Origin of the sequence: Balneola sp. (genome assembly GCA_002694685.1) — a bacterium.
In the GTDB taxonomy this organism is placed as follows: Bacteria; Bacteroidota; Rhodothermia; order Balneolales; family Balneolaceae; genus Gracilimonas.
In genome coordinates this window covers 80773-99738 of record NZMW01000010.1, presented here as the reverse complement: position 1 = coordinate 99738, position 18966 = coordinate 80773, and the positions used below count along the sequence as shown (strand labels likewise).

The 18966-nt window shown below is 42.2% G+C and carries 17 protein-coding genes; 9 read left to right on the top strand and 8 right to left on the bottom strand.

What is annotated here, in order from left to right:
- The first annotated feature begins 116 nt into the window (after window positions 1-116).
- Window positions 117-1067 (top strand): hypothetical protein, encoded by a 951-nt coding sequence (locus CL667_10015; protein ID MAL18036.1) that lies wholly within the window; start codon window positions 117-119, stop codon window positions 1065-1067.
- Window positions 1068-1248: 181 nt separating this feature from the next.
- On the opposite strand, the gene CL667_10010 is transcribed toward CL667_10015, so the two are convergent.
- The 5 genes from CL667_10010 to CL667_09990 all read right to left on the bottom strand — a co-directional run bounded on the left by CL667_10010 (window position 1249) and on the right by CL667_09990 (window position 6374).
- A complete protein-coding gene (locus CL667_10010) occupies window positions 1249-1674 on the bottom strand; it encodes a hypothetical protein (GenBank protein MAL18035.1) in 426 nt (141 codons plus the stop codon).
- 45 nt (window positions 1675-1719) lie between these two features.
- The gene (locus tag CL667_10005; protein ID MAL18034.1) at window positions 1720-2811 is read right to left on the bottom strand and encodes a hypothetical protein; all 1092 of its coding nucleotides are present in this window, start codon (window positions 2809-2811) and stop codon (window positions 1720-1722) included.
- 42 nt (window positions 2812-2853) lie between these two features.
- The gene (locus tag CL667_10000) at window positions 2854-4989 is read right to left on the bottom strand and encodes a hypothetical protein (GenBank protein ID MAL18033.1); all 2136 of its coding nucleotides are present in this window, start codon (window positions 4987-4989) and stop codon (window positions 2854-2856) included.
- 65 nt (window positions 4990-5054) lie between these two features.
- A complete protein-coding gene (locus CL667_09995; GenBank protein MAL18032.1) occupies window positions 5055-5432 on the bottom strand; it encodes a hypothetical protein in 378 nt (125 codons plus the stop codon).
- Between the two features lie 87 nt (window positions 5433-5519).
- Complete coding sequence (locus CL667_09990; GenBank protein ID MAL18031.1) at window positions 5520-6374, bottom strand: proline dehydrogenase; 855 nt, start codon at window positions 6372-6374, stop codon at window positions 5520-5522.
- Between the two features lie 134 nt (window positions 6375-6508).
- Here CL667_09990 and CL667_09985 point away from each other — a divergent pair, with 134 nt between their 5' ends.
- The 4 genes from CL667_09985 (at window position 6509) to CL667_09970 (ending at window position 12807) form a co-directional block, all read left to right on the top strand.
- Window positions 6509-7447, top strand: coding sequence for a hypothetical protein (locus tag CL667_09985; protein MAL18030.1), 939 nt, complete (start codon window positions 6509-6511; stop codon window positions 7445-7447).
- Window positions 7448-7584: 137 nt separating this feature from the next.
- Entirely contained in the window at window positions 7585-10401 is a 2817-nt protein-coding gene (locus tag CL667_09980; GenBank protein MAL18029.1) for an excinuclease ABC subunit A, read from the top strand.
- 112 nt (window positions 10402-10513) lie between these two features.
- Window positions 10514-12064 carry a hypothetical protein gene (locus CL667_09975; protein ID MAL18028.1) on the top strand — a complete coding sequence of 517 codons (1551 nt, stop codon included), beginning with the start codon at window positions 10514-10516 and terminating at the stop codon, window positions 12062-12064.
- The gene (locus tag CL667_09970) at window positions 12049-12807 is read left to right on the top strand and encodes a hypothetical protein (GenBank protein MAL18027.1); all 759 of its coding nucleotides are present in this window, start codon (window positions 12049-12051) and stop codon (window positions 12805-12807) included. Before CL667_09975 ends, CL667_09970 begins: the two co-directional genes overlap by 16 nt.
- Window positions 12808-12817: 10 nt before the next feature.
- On the opposite strand, the gene CL667_09965 is transcribed toward CL667_09970, so the two are convergent.
- Together CL667_09965 and CL667_09960 are read right to left on the bottom strand one after the other, a co-directional pair.
- The gene (locus tag CL667_09965) at window positions 12818-13408 is read right to left on the bottom strand and encodes a hypothetical protein (protein MAL18026.1); all 591 of its coding nucleotides are present in this window, start codon (window positions 13406-13408) and stop codon (window positions 12818-12820) included.
- A 2-nt stretch (window positions 13409-13410) separates the two neighbouring features.
- The gene (locus CL667_09960; protein MAL18025.1) at window positions 13411-15108 is read right to left on the bottom strand and encodes a GMC family oxidoreductase; all 1698 of its coding nucleotides are present in this window, start codon (window positions 15106-15108) and stop codon (window positions 13411-13413) included.
- Between the two features lie 100 nt (window positions 15109-15208).
- On the opposite strand from CL667_09960, the gene CL667_09955 reads away from it, so the two are divergent.
- The 4 genes from CL667_09955 to CL667_09940 all read left to right on the top strand — a co-directional run bounded on the left by CL667_09955 (window position 15209) and on the right by CL667_09940 (window position 18280).
- Complete coding sequence (locus tag CL667_09955) at window positions 15209-16075, top strand: hydroxypyruvate isomerase (protein ID MAL18024.1); 867 nt, start codon at window positions 15209-15211, stop codon at window positions 16073-16075.
- Window positions 16076-16149: 74 nt separating this feature from the next.
- Window positions 16150-16842 carry a hypothetical protein gene (locus CL667_09950; protein MAL18023.1) on the top strand — a complete coding sequence of 231 codons (693 nt, stop codon included), beginning with the start codon at window positions 16150-16152 and terminating at the stop codon, window positions 16840-16842.
- Between the two features lie 102 nt (window positions 16843-16944).
- Window positions 16945-17361: a hypothetical protein gene (locus CL667_09945; GenBank protein MAL18022.1), complete on the top strand. Its 417-nt coding sequence runs from the start codon at window positions 16945-16947 to the stop codon at window positions 17359-17361.
- Between the two features lie 67 nt (window positions 17362-17428).
- A complete protein-coding gene (locus tag CL667_09940; GenBank protein ID MAL18021.1) occupies window positions 17429-18280 on the top strand; it encodes a hypothetical protein in 852 nt (283 codons plus the stop codon).
- 134 nt (window positions 18281-18414) lie between these two features.
- On the opposite strand, the gene CL667_09935 is transcribed toward CL667_09940, so the two are convergent.
- A complete protein-coding gene (locus tag CL667_09935; protein MAL18020.1) occupies window positions 18415-18888 on the bottom strand; it encodes a gaf sensor protein in 474 nt (157 codons plus the stop codon).
- Between the last annotated feature and the right edge of the window lie 78 nt (window positions 18889-18966).

The following is an 18966-nucleotide window of genomic DNA, read 5'->3' as shown; positions in this document are numbered from 1 at the left end:
TCTAAACTCATGATAAAGTAAGAAAAGGGAGGGGCTGAAAAAAATAGACCAAATCAGTCTTGTGTTAGTTCTATAGTATAAATAGCTTAACAAGAAATAAGTAGTTAAGAGAACAAATGACCATACGAACTTTTTTATTTACCATTAGTTTTGCCTGTATTATTTCGGGATGTGATCTGCTTGATGACAATAACCCAAAGCCTGAGATCCCCGGAAAAATTGTCTTTTCAAAAATTGAAAATGCCAATGGCAATGCTGGAACCCAAATCTATAAAATGAATACGGATGGATCTGGTCTAAAGAAGCTGACTAATTTTAATAAGAATTCAGCTTTTGAGCCATCCTGGAGTCCAGACGGATCTAAGATTGTATTTACTACTTCCAAGAAATCTTCAGTGCATTCCTCATCTATCTATTTAATGAATGCAGACGGGTCCAATAAAAGACCCATGAAAATAAACGACAATGAGATTGGACTTCCTTATACGGGACGTCATCCGGTATGGAGCCCCGATGGTTCAAAAATAGCTTTTGAATCAGGGTACAGTAGTATACGAGTGTATGATTTTGAAGCCGACTCTGTAACCAATGTTAATAACAGCTGGGGTGCATGGGACCCTGCCTGGAGTCCTGACGGGTCGAAATTGGCATTCTCTACCAAAGCAGCTTATGCCGATTCTGTAAGATCAGGGTACTATCGAGATATTTATACCATTGAATTGGAAAGTGGTAGGTTGACCAGAATTACCGAAACAGGAAATGCAGTTGAACCTAAATGGAGCCCTGATGGTCGATTTATTTCTTACCAAACTGCCGTAGGTGGAGTACAAGCTTATTTATATGATTCCGAAACGGACAGCCATAAGATTATACTACCAGACTTTAGAACGTCTGGAGGAGTACAATGGAGTAAAGATGGCACCATTTTATATATTCGAGCATCGGGATATGAGAAGGCCGCTGATCAAAGTAGGTTTTATAAATTTTCAGACGGGGAGTACGAACTCATCCATATTGAACTCGATCCATTTAAGCCTACCGGTGGTAGTTATAAGTGGTATAACTAAATAATAAACCCAGACAATATCTCCATTCTACTGGTTCCGCCACTCTGCTGCGGAACCCCGGGTTGAGGCGGAGCCTCGTATTGGCATCACGCAGCGGAGCAACGTGACGAGAATAAATGGTTTAACTAAATAAAAATACCCCAACAAGACATCCATCGCTCTGATTAAAGAAAAGTAAACCCTACTTCACTCCCGAGCCTTTTGCCAGCCACCAGGGATGAACTTCTACTTCCAGCCTTCCGGCTTTAACCATGGGATCGTTATTGGCCAGCTCGCGGGCTTTTTCGATGTTGGCGACATTATAAACGGAAAACCCTCTAATATCACCCGTCCCATCTGTAGGCCCATTCAGGTTTATGATGCCCTTCTCATAAAGACCGCCAAGGTAAGCGAGGTGCTGTTCCTGCAGTTTCATGGCTTCTGCTTCAGTCTGACTCCTTTCCGGACCACTCTTCAAAAACACGATGAAGTATTTCTGCATCATTATTTTTTCACCGGCCCATTCATACTCAAAAGTTTGAGGTTGCTGAGCGGTTGAGTCTGCTTCTTGAGCTTGTAAGCTAAAGGCGATAGCAAGGAATAGGGATAAGAGTAATGTCTTTTTCATAAGTAATAAGGCTTGAATTCAGATAGAAAATCAGAAAAAAGAACCTTAAAACCGAACATAAGATTGAGGGTTCACAGCTTTACCATCTTTAAGGATCTCAAAGTGAAGATGAACTCCCGTTGACGTTCCGGTATTTCCTGCTTTGCCAACCAACTGTCCTTTGCTTACGCGGTCGCCTTCTTTAACCCGGATTCTGCTCATGTGGGCATACACCGTTTCAAAGCCTCCGGCATGTTTGATACGAACCATTTTACCGTAACCACTTCCTTTGCCGGCCTTTACGACAATCCCTTTTTCGGCAGCATAGATGTTGTCACGCAGATTAGCATCTAAATCAACGCCTTTGTGCGTGCTTCTCCAGCGTGGGCCGAACTTTGAAGTGACAAAGGTGTCCTTCATCGGCTTGTCAAAGTTGACGGATGAAAGGTTCATTAATGGAGGCAACTTGGTGTTACTTCCTTTGGGGCGTGATGGTTTATTCCATGGGATGCTGATTGAAATTCCAACTGAAAAGGAAATAGGGTTAAAATCAAAAGATCGAAAAGCCGGGTTTTCGGTGAAGCTATTTTGAGGGACTATATTCTGTGGAAGATTATGTGTTTGGGTGATTTCTGCTTTGAGTCGCAAGAAATTAAGCAGGTAATATTTTATGCCCCCGGTAAATGAGGTGGTAAGGCGGTCAGCATTATCAACCGGTTTTACCCAGAATTCATCACCACTCGCGTTGGAAGCATGGATATTAAAATTCCAAACCGAGCCTGTTTTCACACCACCATAAATCCCAAACTTAGGCCACTGAAGTCCGGCAATGGCACCAAGGTTAAACTGATTATAGTTCACCGGCCCGCCGATAAAAAGGTCTTGTTGGTTGTGTAATAAAACTTCAGCTTTCCCAGCAATATACAGCCGATATAAAAGATAGCGCTCAAGTTCTAATTCAAGGATTCCTTTTGAAGCAGCGCCAACACTTCCGTTATAGGTGCGGTTAGGAACATAATTAAACCCAACACTTTCGATATTGTAACTTCCCGATAAGCGCCAGTCTTGAGAAAACCCTGTAGCAGGCAAAAGGGAAATAAAAATACTTATAACCAACACTCCTGCTATCGAAAAAAATGATCTGCTTATGTAACCCATCTACCCAGCTTTTTTGTTTCCTTAAACTTGAATATAAAATCTCTAATCTGCAACCCCTTGGTTAGACTTTAAGAAAGCGACCCATTCTTGTTGCTCTCCCAGTCGCTCCATGTACCTTAGCCGGAGGTTTAGCGGTTCGGCTAATGCTATCCAGTTTTCGGTTAAATCGAAATACCCCAATAAAGGTAGTTGTTGTATAGTCTGTTCATAGATATCAAACCAGTCATCCTTGGGTGAGTGGTCCTGAAGAAGCGTTGCATACAAAACAATCTCTGAATTATGGTTCCCTTGAAGTGCTTTATTCAGGCTCAACATTTGGTTCGGAAGGTTTAAGCTTTCAAAAAGAACACTGTCAGGGAGTTGGTTTAAGTATCTGCGCTGTAGACGGTTGCTCCATTGGGTCGAGTCTTCCCTAAGCTCCAGAGTGTAGCGGAATGTTCGTGCAGGATTATCGATGATACGCGAGCTCAAAGATTCTAAAAGCTGAAAAGCTTGTGATTTATTATCAGATAAATAAAGGGCATCTGCTTTAAGAACTTGCAGGGTCAACAAACTGTCTTTTGGGGTGATTGCATTTGTGGCCTCTTCATAATTTCCCTGTAAGAGCTGAGACCGAACCCAAGCGTCTTTAACTAAGCTGTTTTGTGAATCTCTTTTGTAGAGTTGGTCCAGCGTTTCATAAGCACCCGTGGTGTCCAGGTCGGCTAACTGAAATTGATAACGATCCCAAAGCTGTAATTCTTGAGTAATAGAATGAGGACATTTTTTTTGAAATAAAGAACGCTGAGCAAAAACAAACTCAGAAACTTGTTGATCCACCGAATCAAGCGGGGTCTGATCCAATGTTTGATGCCACTCAGAAATTATTTCATCAAAAGAAGGATAGTTCGAATCAACTAAACTTCCGGATGGGTAGGAAGTCTTGAAAAAATCAGGTGGATAAGTATCCAGTAAATATTCTACAAACGACCCTGCCGTGGTGTAGCTGATAGCGCCGGCGCTTCCATAAAACCCTGAAAAGGAGAGGGCATCTTTCATTTTATCAGAGGATGGATACGGGGATTCTGCGGCTACAATCTGATGAAGGGTAGAGCGGGAAGACGCATCTTTAGCAATTCCTTCAGCAAGGCCTTCGATCAACCCAATACTCCAGCTTCCGTTAAAGAGGCCGTTCCCAAATTGCTTGGAAATGACATGAACAAGTTCATGTTTTAATACACCATCCAGTTGTTGCTTGGCAATGTGCAGTTGATCCTGTTCCAGCCAAATGGGCACATAGCTGGTAAACTTAGCGCCGGTTATTTCTTTCTTTTGCCATGCATGGGCGTACAGATAGCTTTCTATTTTCCTTCCTTTAGGCCATTTCAAATCTAACTGCTTTATAATTTGCTCAAAGTGAAATTCATGCCGGGCAGCCCAAAAGTTAATTTCTTCTTCAGAATAAAAATCCTCCGGGAAATAGTAATCAAAATGCTTGGTTTGATGATGGCCGCCAAGCTGAGCCTGAATAGATTCTCGAGGGCTAATAATTCCGGCTTCATCTAAATTCATATAGCTGAATAACAAGCTCACAAGAGCAAGCCCGGTTATTAGTTTTTTCTGAAGAGTAGAACTCCAGTCAGGAAGGAGCCAGAGGAGCAGTATCCACAAAAAAGTAAGCCAGCGGAAGTAGAAAAAAGAACCGGTAAGCTGTACGGCTTCATCATAAATAGGTCCGGGCCAAACTCCCCAAACATGATTATAAAAGTAAACTTGCGGATAGTTCAGCATCTCGAAAAGCCAAACCCCAATAGCACAAAATAACAGCACGAAAACGGTTAATAATTTTGGCCAAGGCAAACTAAATTTTCTGATAAGTCGGCCGGTAGCCGTTCCAAAAAATACACTTGGAAGTGGGATGAAAATCCAAAAACCAAGCCCATCTATAGTAAGGCACCCTAAGATAACCGAGGAAATAAAAAGAGGAATAGCTGATAGATAAAGAAAGCCGAGAACTCGAATTGCATAGAAAAAATCCTGGCTAGCTGATTTCTTTGAGGCGTGAATTCCTCCCCAAAAACAACCAATTATTGCTGCAAGCATGGCTGACTCAAAATGGAGGTCTCTCAATAGCGGGATAAAAAGCAGAGTGCTTCCTATAACAATGGGGAGAATATATGGGGAATACTTTTTCAGCAACGGGATTATGTAGGGGTGATTTTTGTATGTAAGTAAGGTATCAAAAACTTTTACTTAGTCACTAATCACTTTATGCCGGCCCAATAAACCCAGTATATCAGCAGAAATTGAAGAGGAAGACGGCCCAATAAAACCCAGGTATAGACGGTGAGTCCGTGATTTTTATATCCCTTCAAAGCCATATCGATATTAGCCGGGAAAACGGCGAGTAACAAAAGAATGAGGCCAACAGCAGCATATACACGGTAGGGTGAAATCATGATGCCAAGCCCTCCCAGCATTTCAGCTACGCCACTTATCAGAACCATCGCTTTGTGGTAAGGAATATAATCGGGCATAATGCCGATATACATTCCGGGCTTTAAAAAGTGGAGTAATCCCGCTAGGATAAATATCCCGCCAATAATATATCGGTGTACGGCCGGGTCAAAAAGGAAAGACATGGGTAAAAGTATTAGGGTGTGAAGGTGTTGAAGTGTTAAGGTGTTTACGCTTTACCCAAACACCTTAACACTCTCACACTTTGTAACTTACTTCTTAAACATGGTACTTAAAACGAACCATATATTTTCTTTACGCTCAGCGAGGCGCCGGGTAAAATAAGGGAACCAGTCAGTGCCAAAGGGAACATAAACACGGGCAGAATAACCTTCATCAGAAAGCTCGACCATTGTTTCTTCCCGCAGACCATAGAGCATCTGAAATTCAAAGCTGTCTTTAGGAAGATTATTTTCAGCGGCATACTCTTTAAGCCAGTTTATGAGCTCGTCATCGTGTGTTCCAAAACGCGGGAAAGCAGTTTTCTCTAGTAAAACTTTAGCGGACTCTTTAAAAGCCTCCCTGATAGCCGGCATATTCTGGAGGGCAATTTTTGAAGACTCCCCGTAAGCTCCTTTCACCAGGCGAATGTCTGCACCCATTTCTGCCAGCTCAATAATGTCATCTTTACTTCGGTATAGCATAGACTGTATTACAGTCCCGATGTGCTTGCTGCCATACTTTTCATGAGCTTCTTTAAAGATGTCGAGGGTAATCTGGGTATTGTCTGAACCTTCCATATCAATGCGCACAAACTGATCATGCTTTTGAGCGACATCGAGTAGTTTAAATAAATTTTCTCGGGTGAAGTCATGGTCAATATCTAAACCCATCATAGTTAGCTTGATGGAAATACTGCTGATTAATCCATGCTCCTTAATTCCGTCAAGAAGCCGGATGTAGGCATCAGCTGTATCAGAAGCTTTTTGGCGGTCGTCAACATTCTCGCCCAAGAGGTCGAGCGTGAGCTTCAGGTCTTTTTTATTTAATTCTTTTGCTTTGGGGATGGACTCCGTGAAGGATTCTCCTGCTACAAAGCGTTTCGCTAAAATGAAAGGTAATTTCATAAGACTCCAGATGTTTAGGCGGGCAAATTTAATCAATTGTTAACAATGCCACACCATGTAAAAATGTAACTACTTTATAAATCATTCGTGTAACAAGAGTGGTGAGAAAAACTAATGGAGAAAATATGGGTTCAATGATTAAATATTTAAATAAAACCGGGCGGGCAGCTTTATTGATGGCTGCTTTTCTTTTGTCAACCGGTTTACACGTGTATGCACAGTCGAGCAGCGACGCTTACTTGATTAACAATTTTAATGTTTCCGGCGATGTTAACCTTCAGGTTGAAACGTCAGGTGGAAGCATTTCAGTAATTGGCTCCAATCAGGATGAAGTTGTTGTTGAAATGTATGTCCGCAAAAAAGGAGATTATGTTGAAAAAGGTGAAGCAGATCTGGATGATTATGAAATTGACATCTCCAAAGATGGTAATACCATAAGGGCGATAGTAGACCGTAAAAATAAAAGGGGATGGAACTGGAATAGTAGCTACTCCATATCTTTTGTCGTTTATACACCCAGGGAAACCAGAACACGACTTAGAACAAGTGGCGGCAGTTTAACCGCTAAAAATATGGATGGCACGCAAGAGCTCAGAACAAGCGGGGGAAGTATTACAACAGAGGGAATTAGAGGTGAAATGGTACTCAAAACCTCTGGCGGCAGTATCAATATGACGGAAATACAAGGAAACGTTGAGGCGAACACCAGTGGTGGCACCATTCGTGCTGAGACCTTAGTTGGCAATCTTGATGCCCGGACGAGCGGCGGAAGTATTCGCCTGAAAGGCATGCAAGGAAATATTGATGCACGCACCAGCGGCGGCTCTATAACTGCGGAGGTGTTAGCACCGGCTGAATATATCGAGCTGAGAACGAGCGGTGGAAGCATAACCGTAACTGTACCTGAAGAGAACGGCTACAATTTAGATTTAGATGGAAACAGGGTATATGTGAAACTGAACAACTTTAGCGGGCAGGCTGAAAAGGATGAAATTAGCGGCGTTATGAATGGAGGAGGAACCCTTATTGAAGCTAAAACAAGTGGCGGATCGGTGAGGGTAGAATATTTGTAAAGGGCACTTCAAAACTCAGATTAGTTTAGAAAGCGAGGGATAGAATCTCTCGCTTTTTTTGTTTGGTGATGTTGTCGGCACACTGCCAACAAATGTGTATATTCAGGGTTCGATAAAATTCAGGATTGATAGCAAATATGTCCACGACAAAAACGGCAACAAAAGAAGCGAAGGAACAGGAAGAAGAACGCCCGATAATTATAAAGGGGGCCAGAACTCATAATCTCAAAGAGATTGATGTAGAGATTCCACGCAACAAGCTTACCGTTGTTACCGGAGTGTCCGGTTCAGGAAAATCCAGCCTCGCCTTTGACACTATTTATGCAGAAGGTCAGCGGCGCTACGTAGAAAGTCTGTCTAGTTATGCCCGGCAGTTTTTAGAGCGTATGGATAAGCCGGATGTCGATTTCATGCAGGGAATTTCACCTGCCATGGCCATTCAGCAGAAAACAACTTCATCCAATCCAAGATCTACCGTTGGTACCACTACCGAGATTTATGATTATGTCCGGTTACTGTTTGCCCGAATAGGAAAAACTATTTCGCCCGTTTCCGGCGAGCGAGTAAAAAAGGACTCTCCGAGAACAGCCATCAAAAAGCTATTCGAAAGTCAGAAAGAAGGGGAAAGGTTCTATGTAGTACATCCCATCCCAAAGCACGATAAAAAGAAGCTGGATGAAGAGCTAAAAGTTCTGAAGGAAAAAGGACTGACAAGACTCTTAAAGGTTGATGACGAAAGCATGATTGACCTTACCACAGATGAGGTCAACATCAAAAAATTCAAAGCCGATAAGCATCGCGTGCTTATTGACCGGCTGGTTTTAAAAGATGATGAGAGCACCCGAACCCGAATTGCAGATTCATTGGAGACAGCTTTTCAGGAAGGACAGGGACGCTGTTCCATTAAAATGAAGGATGGAGAAGAGCTTTCGTTCAGCGAACGGTTCGAGATGGACGGGATTGAATTCACAGAGCCTACACCTCAAATGTTTTCGTTCAACAATCCATTTGGAGCTTGCGATAATTGCGAAGGGATCGGTAAGGTGTCAGGGATTGATGAAGATCTTGTTATTCCGGAGTACCAAAAAACAATACGGAACGGTACGATTGCCCCGTTTGATTCCCAGAAGTTCAGCATGCACTTGCGTGACCTGATTAAAGTTTGTGCCCGCGAAAAGTATTCCATCGATACGGCCTACGCCGACCTCCCAAAAGAAGTGAAGGATGTAATCTGGAAAGGGAAGGATGAATATATTGGTATTTGGAAGTTTTTCGATCAGATTAAGAATCAGTCTTATAAAGTTCATATGCGGGTGCTTTATTCGCGCTATCGTGGATATAGTCGCTGCCCGGAATGCGAGGGCTACCGGGTGAGAAAAGATGCCCTGTATGTTAAAGTTGGAGACCTGCATGTTGGCGAAGTTTCTGAGTTAACTATAGGTCATGCCCGGAAGTATTTTGAAGACCTCGAGCTTACCGAGTTTGAAGAGGGCGTGGCAGGACAAATTTTGTATGAAATCAGGAAGCGCCTGAAATATCTGGATGAAGTTGGCCTTGATTACCTCACCTTAGATCGGCTTGCAAATACGTTGAGCGGGGGAGAATCCCAGCGAATCAGCTTGGCGAATGCTCTCGGGAGTTCACTAATTGGAAGTCTGTATGTACTCGATGAGCCCACGATAGGCCTTCATCCCAGAGATAATGATCGTCTGATAAAAATTCTGGAATCACTACGCGATATTGGAAACACTGTGTTAGTTGTAGAACATGATCCGGAAATGATCAAGGCTGCAGATAATATAATCGACATCGGTCCTTTTGCTGGAACCCATGGTGGTGAAGTTGTTTTCCAGGGGCCGGTAGAAAAACTGCTGAAAGCCGATACGCTGACCGGAAAATTCCTGAGTGGGCGAAAAGAAATCCCGGTTCCTAAAAAAAGAAGGAAAGGGAGCGGTAAAGTAATTTCACTGGAAGGCGCTTCGGAACATAACTTGAAAATGGTAGATGTGGACTTCCCTTTAGGAATGATGACCGTGGTTACGGGAGTATCCGGCTCCGGTAAATCAACGCTTGTGCATGATACTTTATATGCGGGCATTCAAAAACATATTGGCTCTTACAATGATAAAGTAGGCCGTTTTTCTGATCTGTCTGGAATGGCGGCTGTTCATGGGGTTGAAATGGTGGATCAAAGTCCGATCGGTCGCTCTTCCCGCTCAAACCCTGCGACCTACACCAAAGCTTTTGACGGTATTCGGGATCTGTTTTCAAATACCAAGCAGGCAAAAATCATGGGATATACTCCGGGGCACTTTTCATTTAACGTACCCGGCGGTAGGTGTGAAAACTGCCAGGGAGAAGGAGTTCAGCGAATTGAAATGCAGTTTATGGCTGACATTGAACTCACCTGTGAAGTTTGTAATGGAACCCGGTTCCGCAAAGACGTACTCAACGTTAAGTATCGCGGAAAAAATATTCACAATGTGTTAGAGATGCCGGTTTCTGAGGCTATCGAGTTTTTTGTGGATGAGAATACCATCATCAATAAGCTGCAGCCACTGGAAGATGTCGGGCTTGGGTATCTGCAACTCGGTCAAAGTGCTACCACGCTTTCAGGTGGAGAGGCTCAGCGAGTAAAACTGGCAAAGTTCTTGTCAAAGACATCAACTGATCACACGCTCTATTTCTTTGATGAGCCAACAACAGGCCTTCACTTTGAAGATGTAGCGAAGCTACTGGATTCTTTCAATGAACTCGTTCAGCTGGGGCACTCTGTTATTATTATTGAGCACAATCTCGATATTATTAAATGTGCGGACTGGGTAATAGATATTGGTCCAGAAGGTGGATTTGGGGGAGGTCAAATTGTGGCTGAGGGAACTCCGGAAGATATCATGGAACAAGAGGGCAGTTATACCGGTAAGTTTTTAAAAGATTATTTGGAAGGAGCATAGTTCAGAACATCTCTTTTTAAGACAGCTTTATATGTTTAAAACTTTCAAATAGTAAAATCAGGACGATACCTTTATAATGGGCATCCATATTTCACCCGAATAAAATCAACCCTTGTTCTACCGGCTACTCACATTAAACTGGAGGATCTTCATCTCCAACCTGAATCGATTTCAGCTGCTGCTGACAATCGGTTATATCATGTTTTTGGGGATCATGCTGGTGAATCTGGCAGGTACTGCATTAGTAGTCGTGCTGATGGATAGTGACCCATGGATGCAAATGCAGCTCCCTTGGCTTACGCCGGATATTTACACCTTCATACTGCTCGTGTTTGGAAATGCGTATTGGATTATGCACTTCTCATTCACCAATATGCGGTTAATGAATATTGAAGAAAACCGGAAGCTTCTGGGCTTTGGTTTCCCATTAAAACGATTAGCTAAATACCTGACCATCATTGGGTTTTGCCATCCGGTTAATATCATCTACAACTTAACCTGGTTAGTTTTCTTGCTGATTCAGGTACGCTCAGTGTATCAGGCTTTTGTGGCCATTGCGGCGGTTGCATTAAATTACGTACTCATTTACTCCATAAAGCATCGGTTTATTCGAGTTGTTGAAAAACGATTTATAGCTGTAGTGGTTGGATTTCTATTTTTGGTTTTTGGATTGTTTCAATTAGTATCGCTATTCGCTTCAAATTCCCGTCGCATCTTTGCTGAACTTATTCCACAGGTTGAAACCGTAAATGCGTTTCTTTCCTGGCTACCCGGTGGAATGCTTATACAAACGGTCACAAAAGATTATGGCTGGCTGAATGCATCTATCATTTTCTTTTTTGCGGTAATATTGATTGGGTTGACTGTGATTGATCACTTCAACAAAACTAAAGAAGGCCTGTTAAACCCTGGATTAAAGAAGGCCGAAGAGGAAAGCAGTAAGCTATGGGTATTTTTAAGAAAGGTGATGGGGCGGAATGCAGGAAAGTATTATTTCTACGTAATGAAGCACCCATACAACAGGCTTCAAGTATTGACTCTTACAGTAATTCCTATTGTGTATGTCCCGCTGCTTCTTAATGTAGAGTTTGAAATGGCTAAAACCATCCTGATTCCTACCATCCTGGCTGGTATTCCTGTTGCGCTACTGGCTATGGGTATGGCGAATATGTATGGATATGAAAACCGGGAATTTCTATTGCATCTCCAATTTCCTATTAATCTAGAAAAGCAGCTTAAAGAGCGCTTTCTGGGAGTTGTTCTATTGCCACTTTTAGTCTTTTATCTGATTACAGTATTTGAACTGCTGGTAATCCCTGAAATTGGCTCACCGATACAGATCTTTGTAGCGAACACGTTTTTCTTTTTAATGTTTATGCTGCTTTTTGTGTGGAGCTCTTACTTCCAGTATCAAAAAGCGACGTATTCATCCTTTAGTTATAAACATCCTATTATCCCGCAGAAGGTAACCTTCGCTATTTCATTTCTGATATTTTCGATGGGCTACCTTGTATTTGTCCCTTTGAATGGGTTGGAGTGGTATCGGCTGACCATTATGAGTACAGTAATTGTGATTATGGCAATATATTTGTGGCGACATATGGATGTATTAGTTAACCTGTTTAAAAATCGAGTGTTGATGAGATTATGGAGCGAGCTGTAGAAATAAAAAATCTGGATAAGAGCTACGAAGAAACGCCGGTGCTCAAAAGCCTTAACCTGGATATTCCCAAGGGAACAGTGTTTGGGTTGATCGGTCCCAATGGTGCGGGAAAGAGTACACTAATCGGCATCCTGACGGGCCTGCTTAGTTTTGAAGGAGGCGAGATTTCAATCCACGGAATGAAGCTCGTGCCTAAAAACGAACTCGAGATAAAAAAAATAACGGCAGCAGTATTACAGCCGCCGTTACTGTTTGAGCAATTCAGCAGTGTGGAGTTCATCGAGTATGTTTGCGAAATCTATGAGGTAAATAAGGAGGGATTGATAGAGAAGGCCTACTCCCTGATGGACTATTTTGATATTAAAGACTTTGCCAAAATTAAAGTGAATAAGCTGTCGTCTGGAAGCCGTAAGAAGCTGGCTTTTGTCACGTCTGTTTTGGTTGAACCAAAATTACTTCTGCTTGATGAACCCTTTGAAGCGGTAGATGTTATTTCTATCGAACGGATGAAAACCGTAATCAGGAAGCTTAAGGCGAAGGGCGTCACCATCATTGTGACCAGCCATATTCTGGAAGTTGTCGAAAACCTATGCGATGACATCGCCATTCTACATAAAGGATCAATCAAAGCCTATCTTGATTCGGTAAGCCGGAAAGAGCTACAAAAAGACTCCAGCCTCCACGAAATATTTGAAAAGTATGTAGAGGTGGAGAAAAAAGAAGAAATAGTGGATTGGTTGTAAACGCTAAGTTTTAACCCGCCCAGACTTTCCCTCCGGCTTCATCAAAAGGCATACAGCCATTAAAATAACCGGGCACCATCTGATATTGCATCACCTGAGTCATGCCGACTTCGGTTGCAAAATAGCTATTTAGCATCGCTTGCTTCATTTCCCAAATAAAGGGCCTAGGAGCATCCCAGTCGATATTTCCACCAAATACTTCGTCGTGTATTTTCTGAATATAGTTTTTCTGCTGCTCAGCGCTTGCTGAAATAAATGATACTCCAAGGTCAGATTTCGCTTGTTCTTCAAATTCACCAAGGGCCGTTAAGAATTGTTCTGAGCGATCTTTTTCAAGCACATCAAAAAGCACATCTTCAAAGATTCGAACAGCTCCTGATTTAGTAGCTCCAGCGGTGTCAGTATCTGGGATAATAATATCTCCAACAGTTTCAACTGTGGCGCGTTGAGCATCTGTAAAACGGTTGGTTGAAGTTCGGGGGCCACTACAGTTTGCAAGAAGCGTTAATGCTGCCGGAGTTGAAAGTATTCCTCCAAAAGCCAGAGCAGCTTTTTTAAGAGCTTCCCGTCTTGAAATAAGTTTTTTTTCTTCAGAGTTCATGATTACAAGTTTCCTTTTTTAAGTTCTTCAACAGCATGGTCGGCTGCTCTGGCTGTTAGCGCCATGTAGGTAAGTGATGGATTTTGGCATCCTGCAGAAGTCATGCAGGCTCCGTCAGTAACAAATACATTTTTAACCTCATGAACCTGATTCCATTTATTTAAAACGGATGTTTTTGGATCTCTTCCCATTCGTGCGGTTCCCATCTCATGAATTCCTAACCCGGGGTTAGGGTCGTCTTTCCATTTGCGAACGTTTTTTAAACCCGCGGCTTCAAGGATTTCTGCAGCCGAGTCGGCCATATCATCCCGCATCTTATATTCATTTTCGAAAGCGGCGACATCAAATACCACTGTTGGAAGCCCAAATTTGTCAACAACCTTGTTTGTGAGATACATCTTATTATCATGATAAGGAAGCCACTCACCAAAGCCTCCCATGCCAAATTCCCATGGGCCGGGCTCATTAACCTCATTCTTTAAGTCTTCACCAATACTCAGTTCAGCTACGGTTTTTTTCCAGCCATTTCGGCTTGCTCCACCCTGATACCCATATCCCCGGATGAAGTCAGGATGTTTTTCAGTAATGTTTCTAAATCTTGGAATATAAATTCCATTAGGGCGCTTGCCGTGATAATAAATATCTTCAAATCCTTCGACCGTGCCAGCGGCTCCAACATTCAGGTGATGGTCCATCATATTGCGGCCTAATTCACCAGAGGCATTTCCCATGCCGTTCGCGAAGTGTTCTTTTGAGTTTAAAAGAATCCAGGTACTGCCTACAGTAGAAGCATTAAGGAAGACGATTTTAGAGTAATACTCTTTGTACTCCCGGGTTTCTGTATCAAGTATTCTAACGCCAGTAGCTTTTTGCGTTTCCGGATCGTAAAGGACTTCTGTTACAACAGAATCCGGGCGCAAAGTTAGTTTTCCTGTTGCCATTGCAGGGGGCAGTGTAGAAGACTGAGTGCTGAAATAGGCGCTGTAAGGGCATCCCTGCATACACATATTGCGATATTGACATCCGGCCCGCCCTTTATGAGAAGTAGAGAGATTAGCCGTTCTGCCAATAGTCATCATTCGGTCATTAAACTTGGACTCAATCCGCTTTTTTAACTCTTTCTCTACACAGTTGAACTCCATGGGGGGAAGAAATTGACCGTCAGGAAGTTGAGGAAGACCTTCGTTACGTCCGCTCACTCCGATATGGCGTTCTACATGATCGTACCACGGTGCAATATCTGCATACCGGATTGGCCAGTCTACACCAATTCCATCTTTGAGGTTTGCCTCAAAATCCATTTCACTAAGCCGATAAGACTGACGCCCCCACATAATGGAACGTCCGCCAACATGGTATCCTCGAATCCAGTCAAACCGCTTCTCTTCCGTGTAAGGGTGTTCCGTATCTTTAACCCACCAGTGTTTAGTAGACTGTCTGATATTATAACCGGGACGTTTTTGTTTCTCGTAGTGCTTCATCTCTTCTCGAGGAACCCGATTGTTGTACTTCAATTCCCAAGGCGGTGTTGAGTGGGTAGGGTAATCTTTTATGTGTTCAACCTGCCTGCCCCGCTCAAGCATCAGGGTGTTAAGGCCTTTTTCTGTGAGTTCTTTAGCAGCCCATCCGCCACTTATTCCGCTTCCTACAACAATAGCGTCGTAGGTGTTTTCTTTTTTAGACTTGAGATTCAGATTCATAACAAAGATCGGTTAGGTTTTTGGTAACCTAATAAAAAAAAACTATTCTCACTTTAATTGATTTAACCCAGTTGAATAATCTGAACAAACCCTGTATAAAATGAAGATATCTCGAAAAAATGCTCTAAAAGGAATGGCTGGGCTAACTTTTGCGGGCACATTTGGGTTGCCTTCAATAGCTGCGGCAAAAAAAAGATCTTCTTATAAACAGGCGTACAAACATTCTGTGTGCAGATGGCCATATAGTGGGAAGAGTTTGGAAGAGCTTTGTGAAGTTGCGGTAGATATAGGAATTGAGTCGATCGAATTGTTAAACCCAGATCAATATGAGACGGTTCAGAAATATGGGTTAACATGTGCAATGGCGAATAGTGTGCCGCTGAGTTTAACGGATGGATTTAATGACCCTTCAATTCATGAAAAGCTTAAAAAAGAGTACTTCGAGTTATTTCCGAAAGTAGCAGATGCAGGATTAGAGAAAGTGATTTGTTTTTCCGGAAACCGAAAAGGTCTTGATGATGAACAAGGGCTTGAAAACTGCGCTGTGGGTTTAGAGCCGGTCGTAAAAAAGGCTCAAGAATATGGGCTGACACTCTGTATGGAACTCTTGAATTCCAAAGTAGACCACAAAGATTATCAATGTGACCACACTGAGTGGGGAGTGAAGTTGGCAGAAAAACTAGGGCTTGATAATTTTAGGCTTCTCTATGATATCTACCACATGCAAATAATGGAAGGAGATGTAATCCGGACGATCAGGGATAATGCAGAGTACATTGCCCATTATCATACAGGAGGAGTTCCGGGAAGGAATGAAATAGATGAAACCCAGGAACTGAACTACAGAGCGATAATGGAAGCCATTGCTGAAACAGGTTTTGATGGATATGTAGCCCAGGAATTTATACCAGCAAATGAAGATGTATTCAAGTCTTTAAAAGAGGGAGTAGAAATATGTAGTCTTTAGCCACGGTTTATTTGCCCATTTCCGCATTACCTCTATTTATCGTATAATCTGACAGGTTAGTTAAATAATTATTTATGGGGAAAGATATGAGGGCACTTTTTAAAGCGGTTCTTGGGATACTTTTAATTACTTCAACAGCAGTGGCTCAGGAACGGCCTGACCCCAATAATCCTCAGGGTGTAAACTTTGAGGTTCCGGAAGGCTGGGAGGTTCGGCTAGACCATGAAATGGAAGATGTTATAATAGGCTCACAGCCGGATTCATCAGACATCTACTTTGTGAACATGACCCCGGGCTGGCACATAACAACAGGGCCGGCCGGTATCTTTTATCATTCTGCCAACACTGCTTCCGGCTCTTTTAGCATAGAAACAGAAATTCACTTTTTTGATCCGGGTGAAAGAAACCGGGAGGGCTATGGAATTTTTTGGGGAGGGGCTAACCTGCAGGATGATAATCAGGAATACGCCTACTTTTTACTTAGAAACACCGGAGAGTTTTTGATTAAGACCAGAAGCGGGGAAGAAACCGGGGTAGTACAGGGCTGGACAGAAAGCGATGCAATTTTGAAGTATGAGAATAAAGAGGAATCATCAGTGCTTAATTCGCTGATGGTGAAAGTAGATGAAGAGCTGGTTAGGTTTTACATAAATAGTGAGGAGGTTACTTCAGTTCCATCTTCAGAAATTAAAAGCGACGGGATTTTTGGTCTGCGAGCTAATCATAGCGTAAACCTGCATATTTCAGAATTAAGGTCTTTAAATTAGTAATAAAATTCTTGAATGATCTTTTTTAAGCCCGTAAAAATGCAACTAAAGAGGGAGTAAGGCGTACTGGGTTCCATCTCAAATAAATAAAAGGAGCAAGAGATGGAAAAATTAAAAATAGTTTTAGCGTTGTTAATAATCGGAGTAATCACTTCAGCCTGTAGTTCATCAACTCATCAGTCTACCAACACCCACATTAAAGACCTTGTCCAATCAGATGTATTTGGAGTACTTCCAGAGACTGAGATGGACATCATGGTTTACAATAACTCGTCTGAAATAGAAGGCGAATATTTTGAATTGGCTACGGTAGAAATAAAAGAAACCGGTGATGATAGTTCTTCAGAAGAAGTAATAGAGATGCTTAAAAAAGAAGCTAAAGACCTTGGTGGAAACGGGGTTCTGCTTTTAGAGCAAAAGGAAAACGAAAACGGCAAAGCTATTACAAAGGAAATTAAAGCAATTGCTGTTTATGCCCTTGATAGGGTACATGTTGGAACACAAATAGTTTCTTTATAGGGTTGTTTTTTTAATCCGGGGTATGAGTACTATATTTCAAAATACATTCTAAGAAATATAGCTATACATGCAGGAAAGCTTTGATCTACTGGTTGAAAGAATAATATCTACAGCCCCTCAAATTTTAGCAGCTATAGTAACGTTTGTGTTGCTAGTTATTATTGGGCAATTGGCCAGTAATGGTGTGGGCAAAATATTAGGTAACGACAGGGGTAAGGCCGTTAAGCAAACTCGGCTTATTAAGAGACTCATCCGGTGGGCGTTTAACGTTCTAGGATTAGTAATAGCTTTAAACTTTGTTGGGCTTACACAAGTAGCGACTAGTTTCCTTGCAGCAGGCGGAGTTGTAGCTGTGGTATTAGGTTTTGCTTTCCGGGAAATTGGTGAAAATTTACTGGCCGGGCTTTTCCTTTCTATAAGCCGTTCTTTTGATGTTGGTGATTTAATAGAGAGCAATGGTATAAGGGGAGTGGTAAAGAGAATTGAGATCAGAGATGTACACATTAGAACGGCAGATGGGTGTGATATCTTTATACCGAGTGCAACAATATATAAAAATGCCCTTCATAACTTCACACGAGATGGGCTTAGAAGAGGTAGTTTTAAAATTGGAATTGATTACGGTGATGATCTGCAAAAGGCAAGAGAATTATTATTAGCCAAGGTGCAAGAAAACCCTCTTTCACTAACTGAACCCAGTGTAAATATTCAGGTTTCAGGGTTTACACCAAGTTATGTTGAGTTAGAAGTCTTCTTTTGGATAAATACATTTGTTGAAGGTCCGGGATTGGCCGAGGCCCGATCACAAATAATGAATGCATGCCATCAAGCTTTAGCTAAAAACGGATTTACGTTTAGCTCTAACGTGACTACTGCGGTAGATATGCTCCCTGTGAGTGTTAAGATGAGTTCAGAGTAAAACAAACTCCCGCCATCTCTTTTTTGGGATTTTGAGGAAGTTATTTTCAACCTTCCTCAAATTCTATGAACAACGGTTCCCGGCACTTTCACCCAAAGCTTGGGTATGAGCGGGCGGGGAATTCTAAAGAAAGGTTAAAATTCGTCAGTAAGGAGGGCGCAAATTTCTTCCAAAAGTTCTCGCTGCTCTTTGGTGATAGAGTTTTTCGTGTTGGAGTCGATATCCATTTGTCCAACAAATTCATCTCCTTTCATAATGGGGACTACGATCTCAGACTTAACATCAACGCTGCAAGCAAGGTAATTATCCTCACTGTGAACATCTTGTGATACAAAAGTCTCATGGTTCAATGCAACCTGTCCACAAATGCCTCTGCCATAAGGAATGCGGGTGTGATCTGTTGAAGGCCCCACAAATGGTCCAAGCACAAGCTCTTCTTTTCCATCAGGGTCTGGCAGGTAAAAGCCAACCCAATTAAAGGTGTTGATTTCATCTGCGAGGAGTTCACAGATTGCAAAAAGCTTTTCATTACGGGTAACATCTCTTTCTAAAATGCCTTCGGCTGCGGCGAGCAGTTGGTCGTACGCAGTAAGTTGTGCTGTGCTCATAGTTGTTAGTGAGTTAAGTGGAACAGAAAATAAAATAATATAAATGATTTAAAAGTTAAGCTTTGTTTAAAGCAAAAA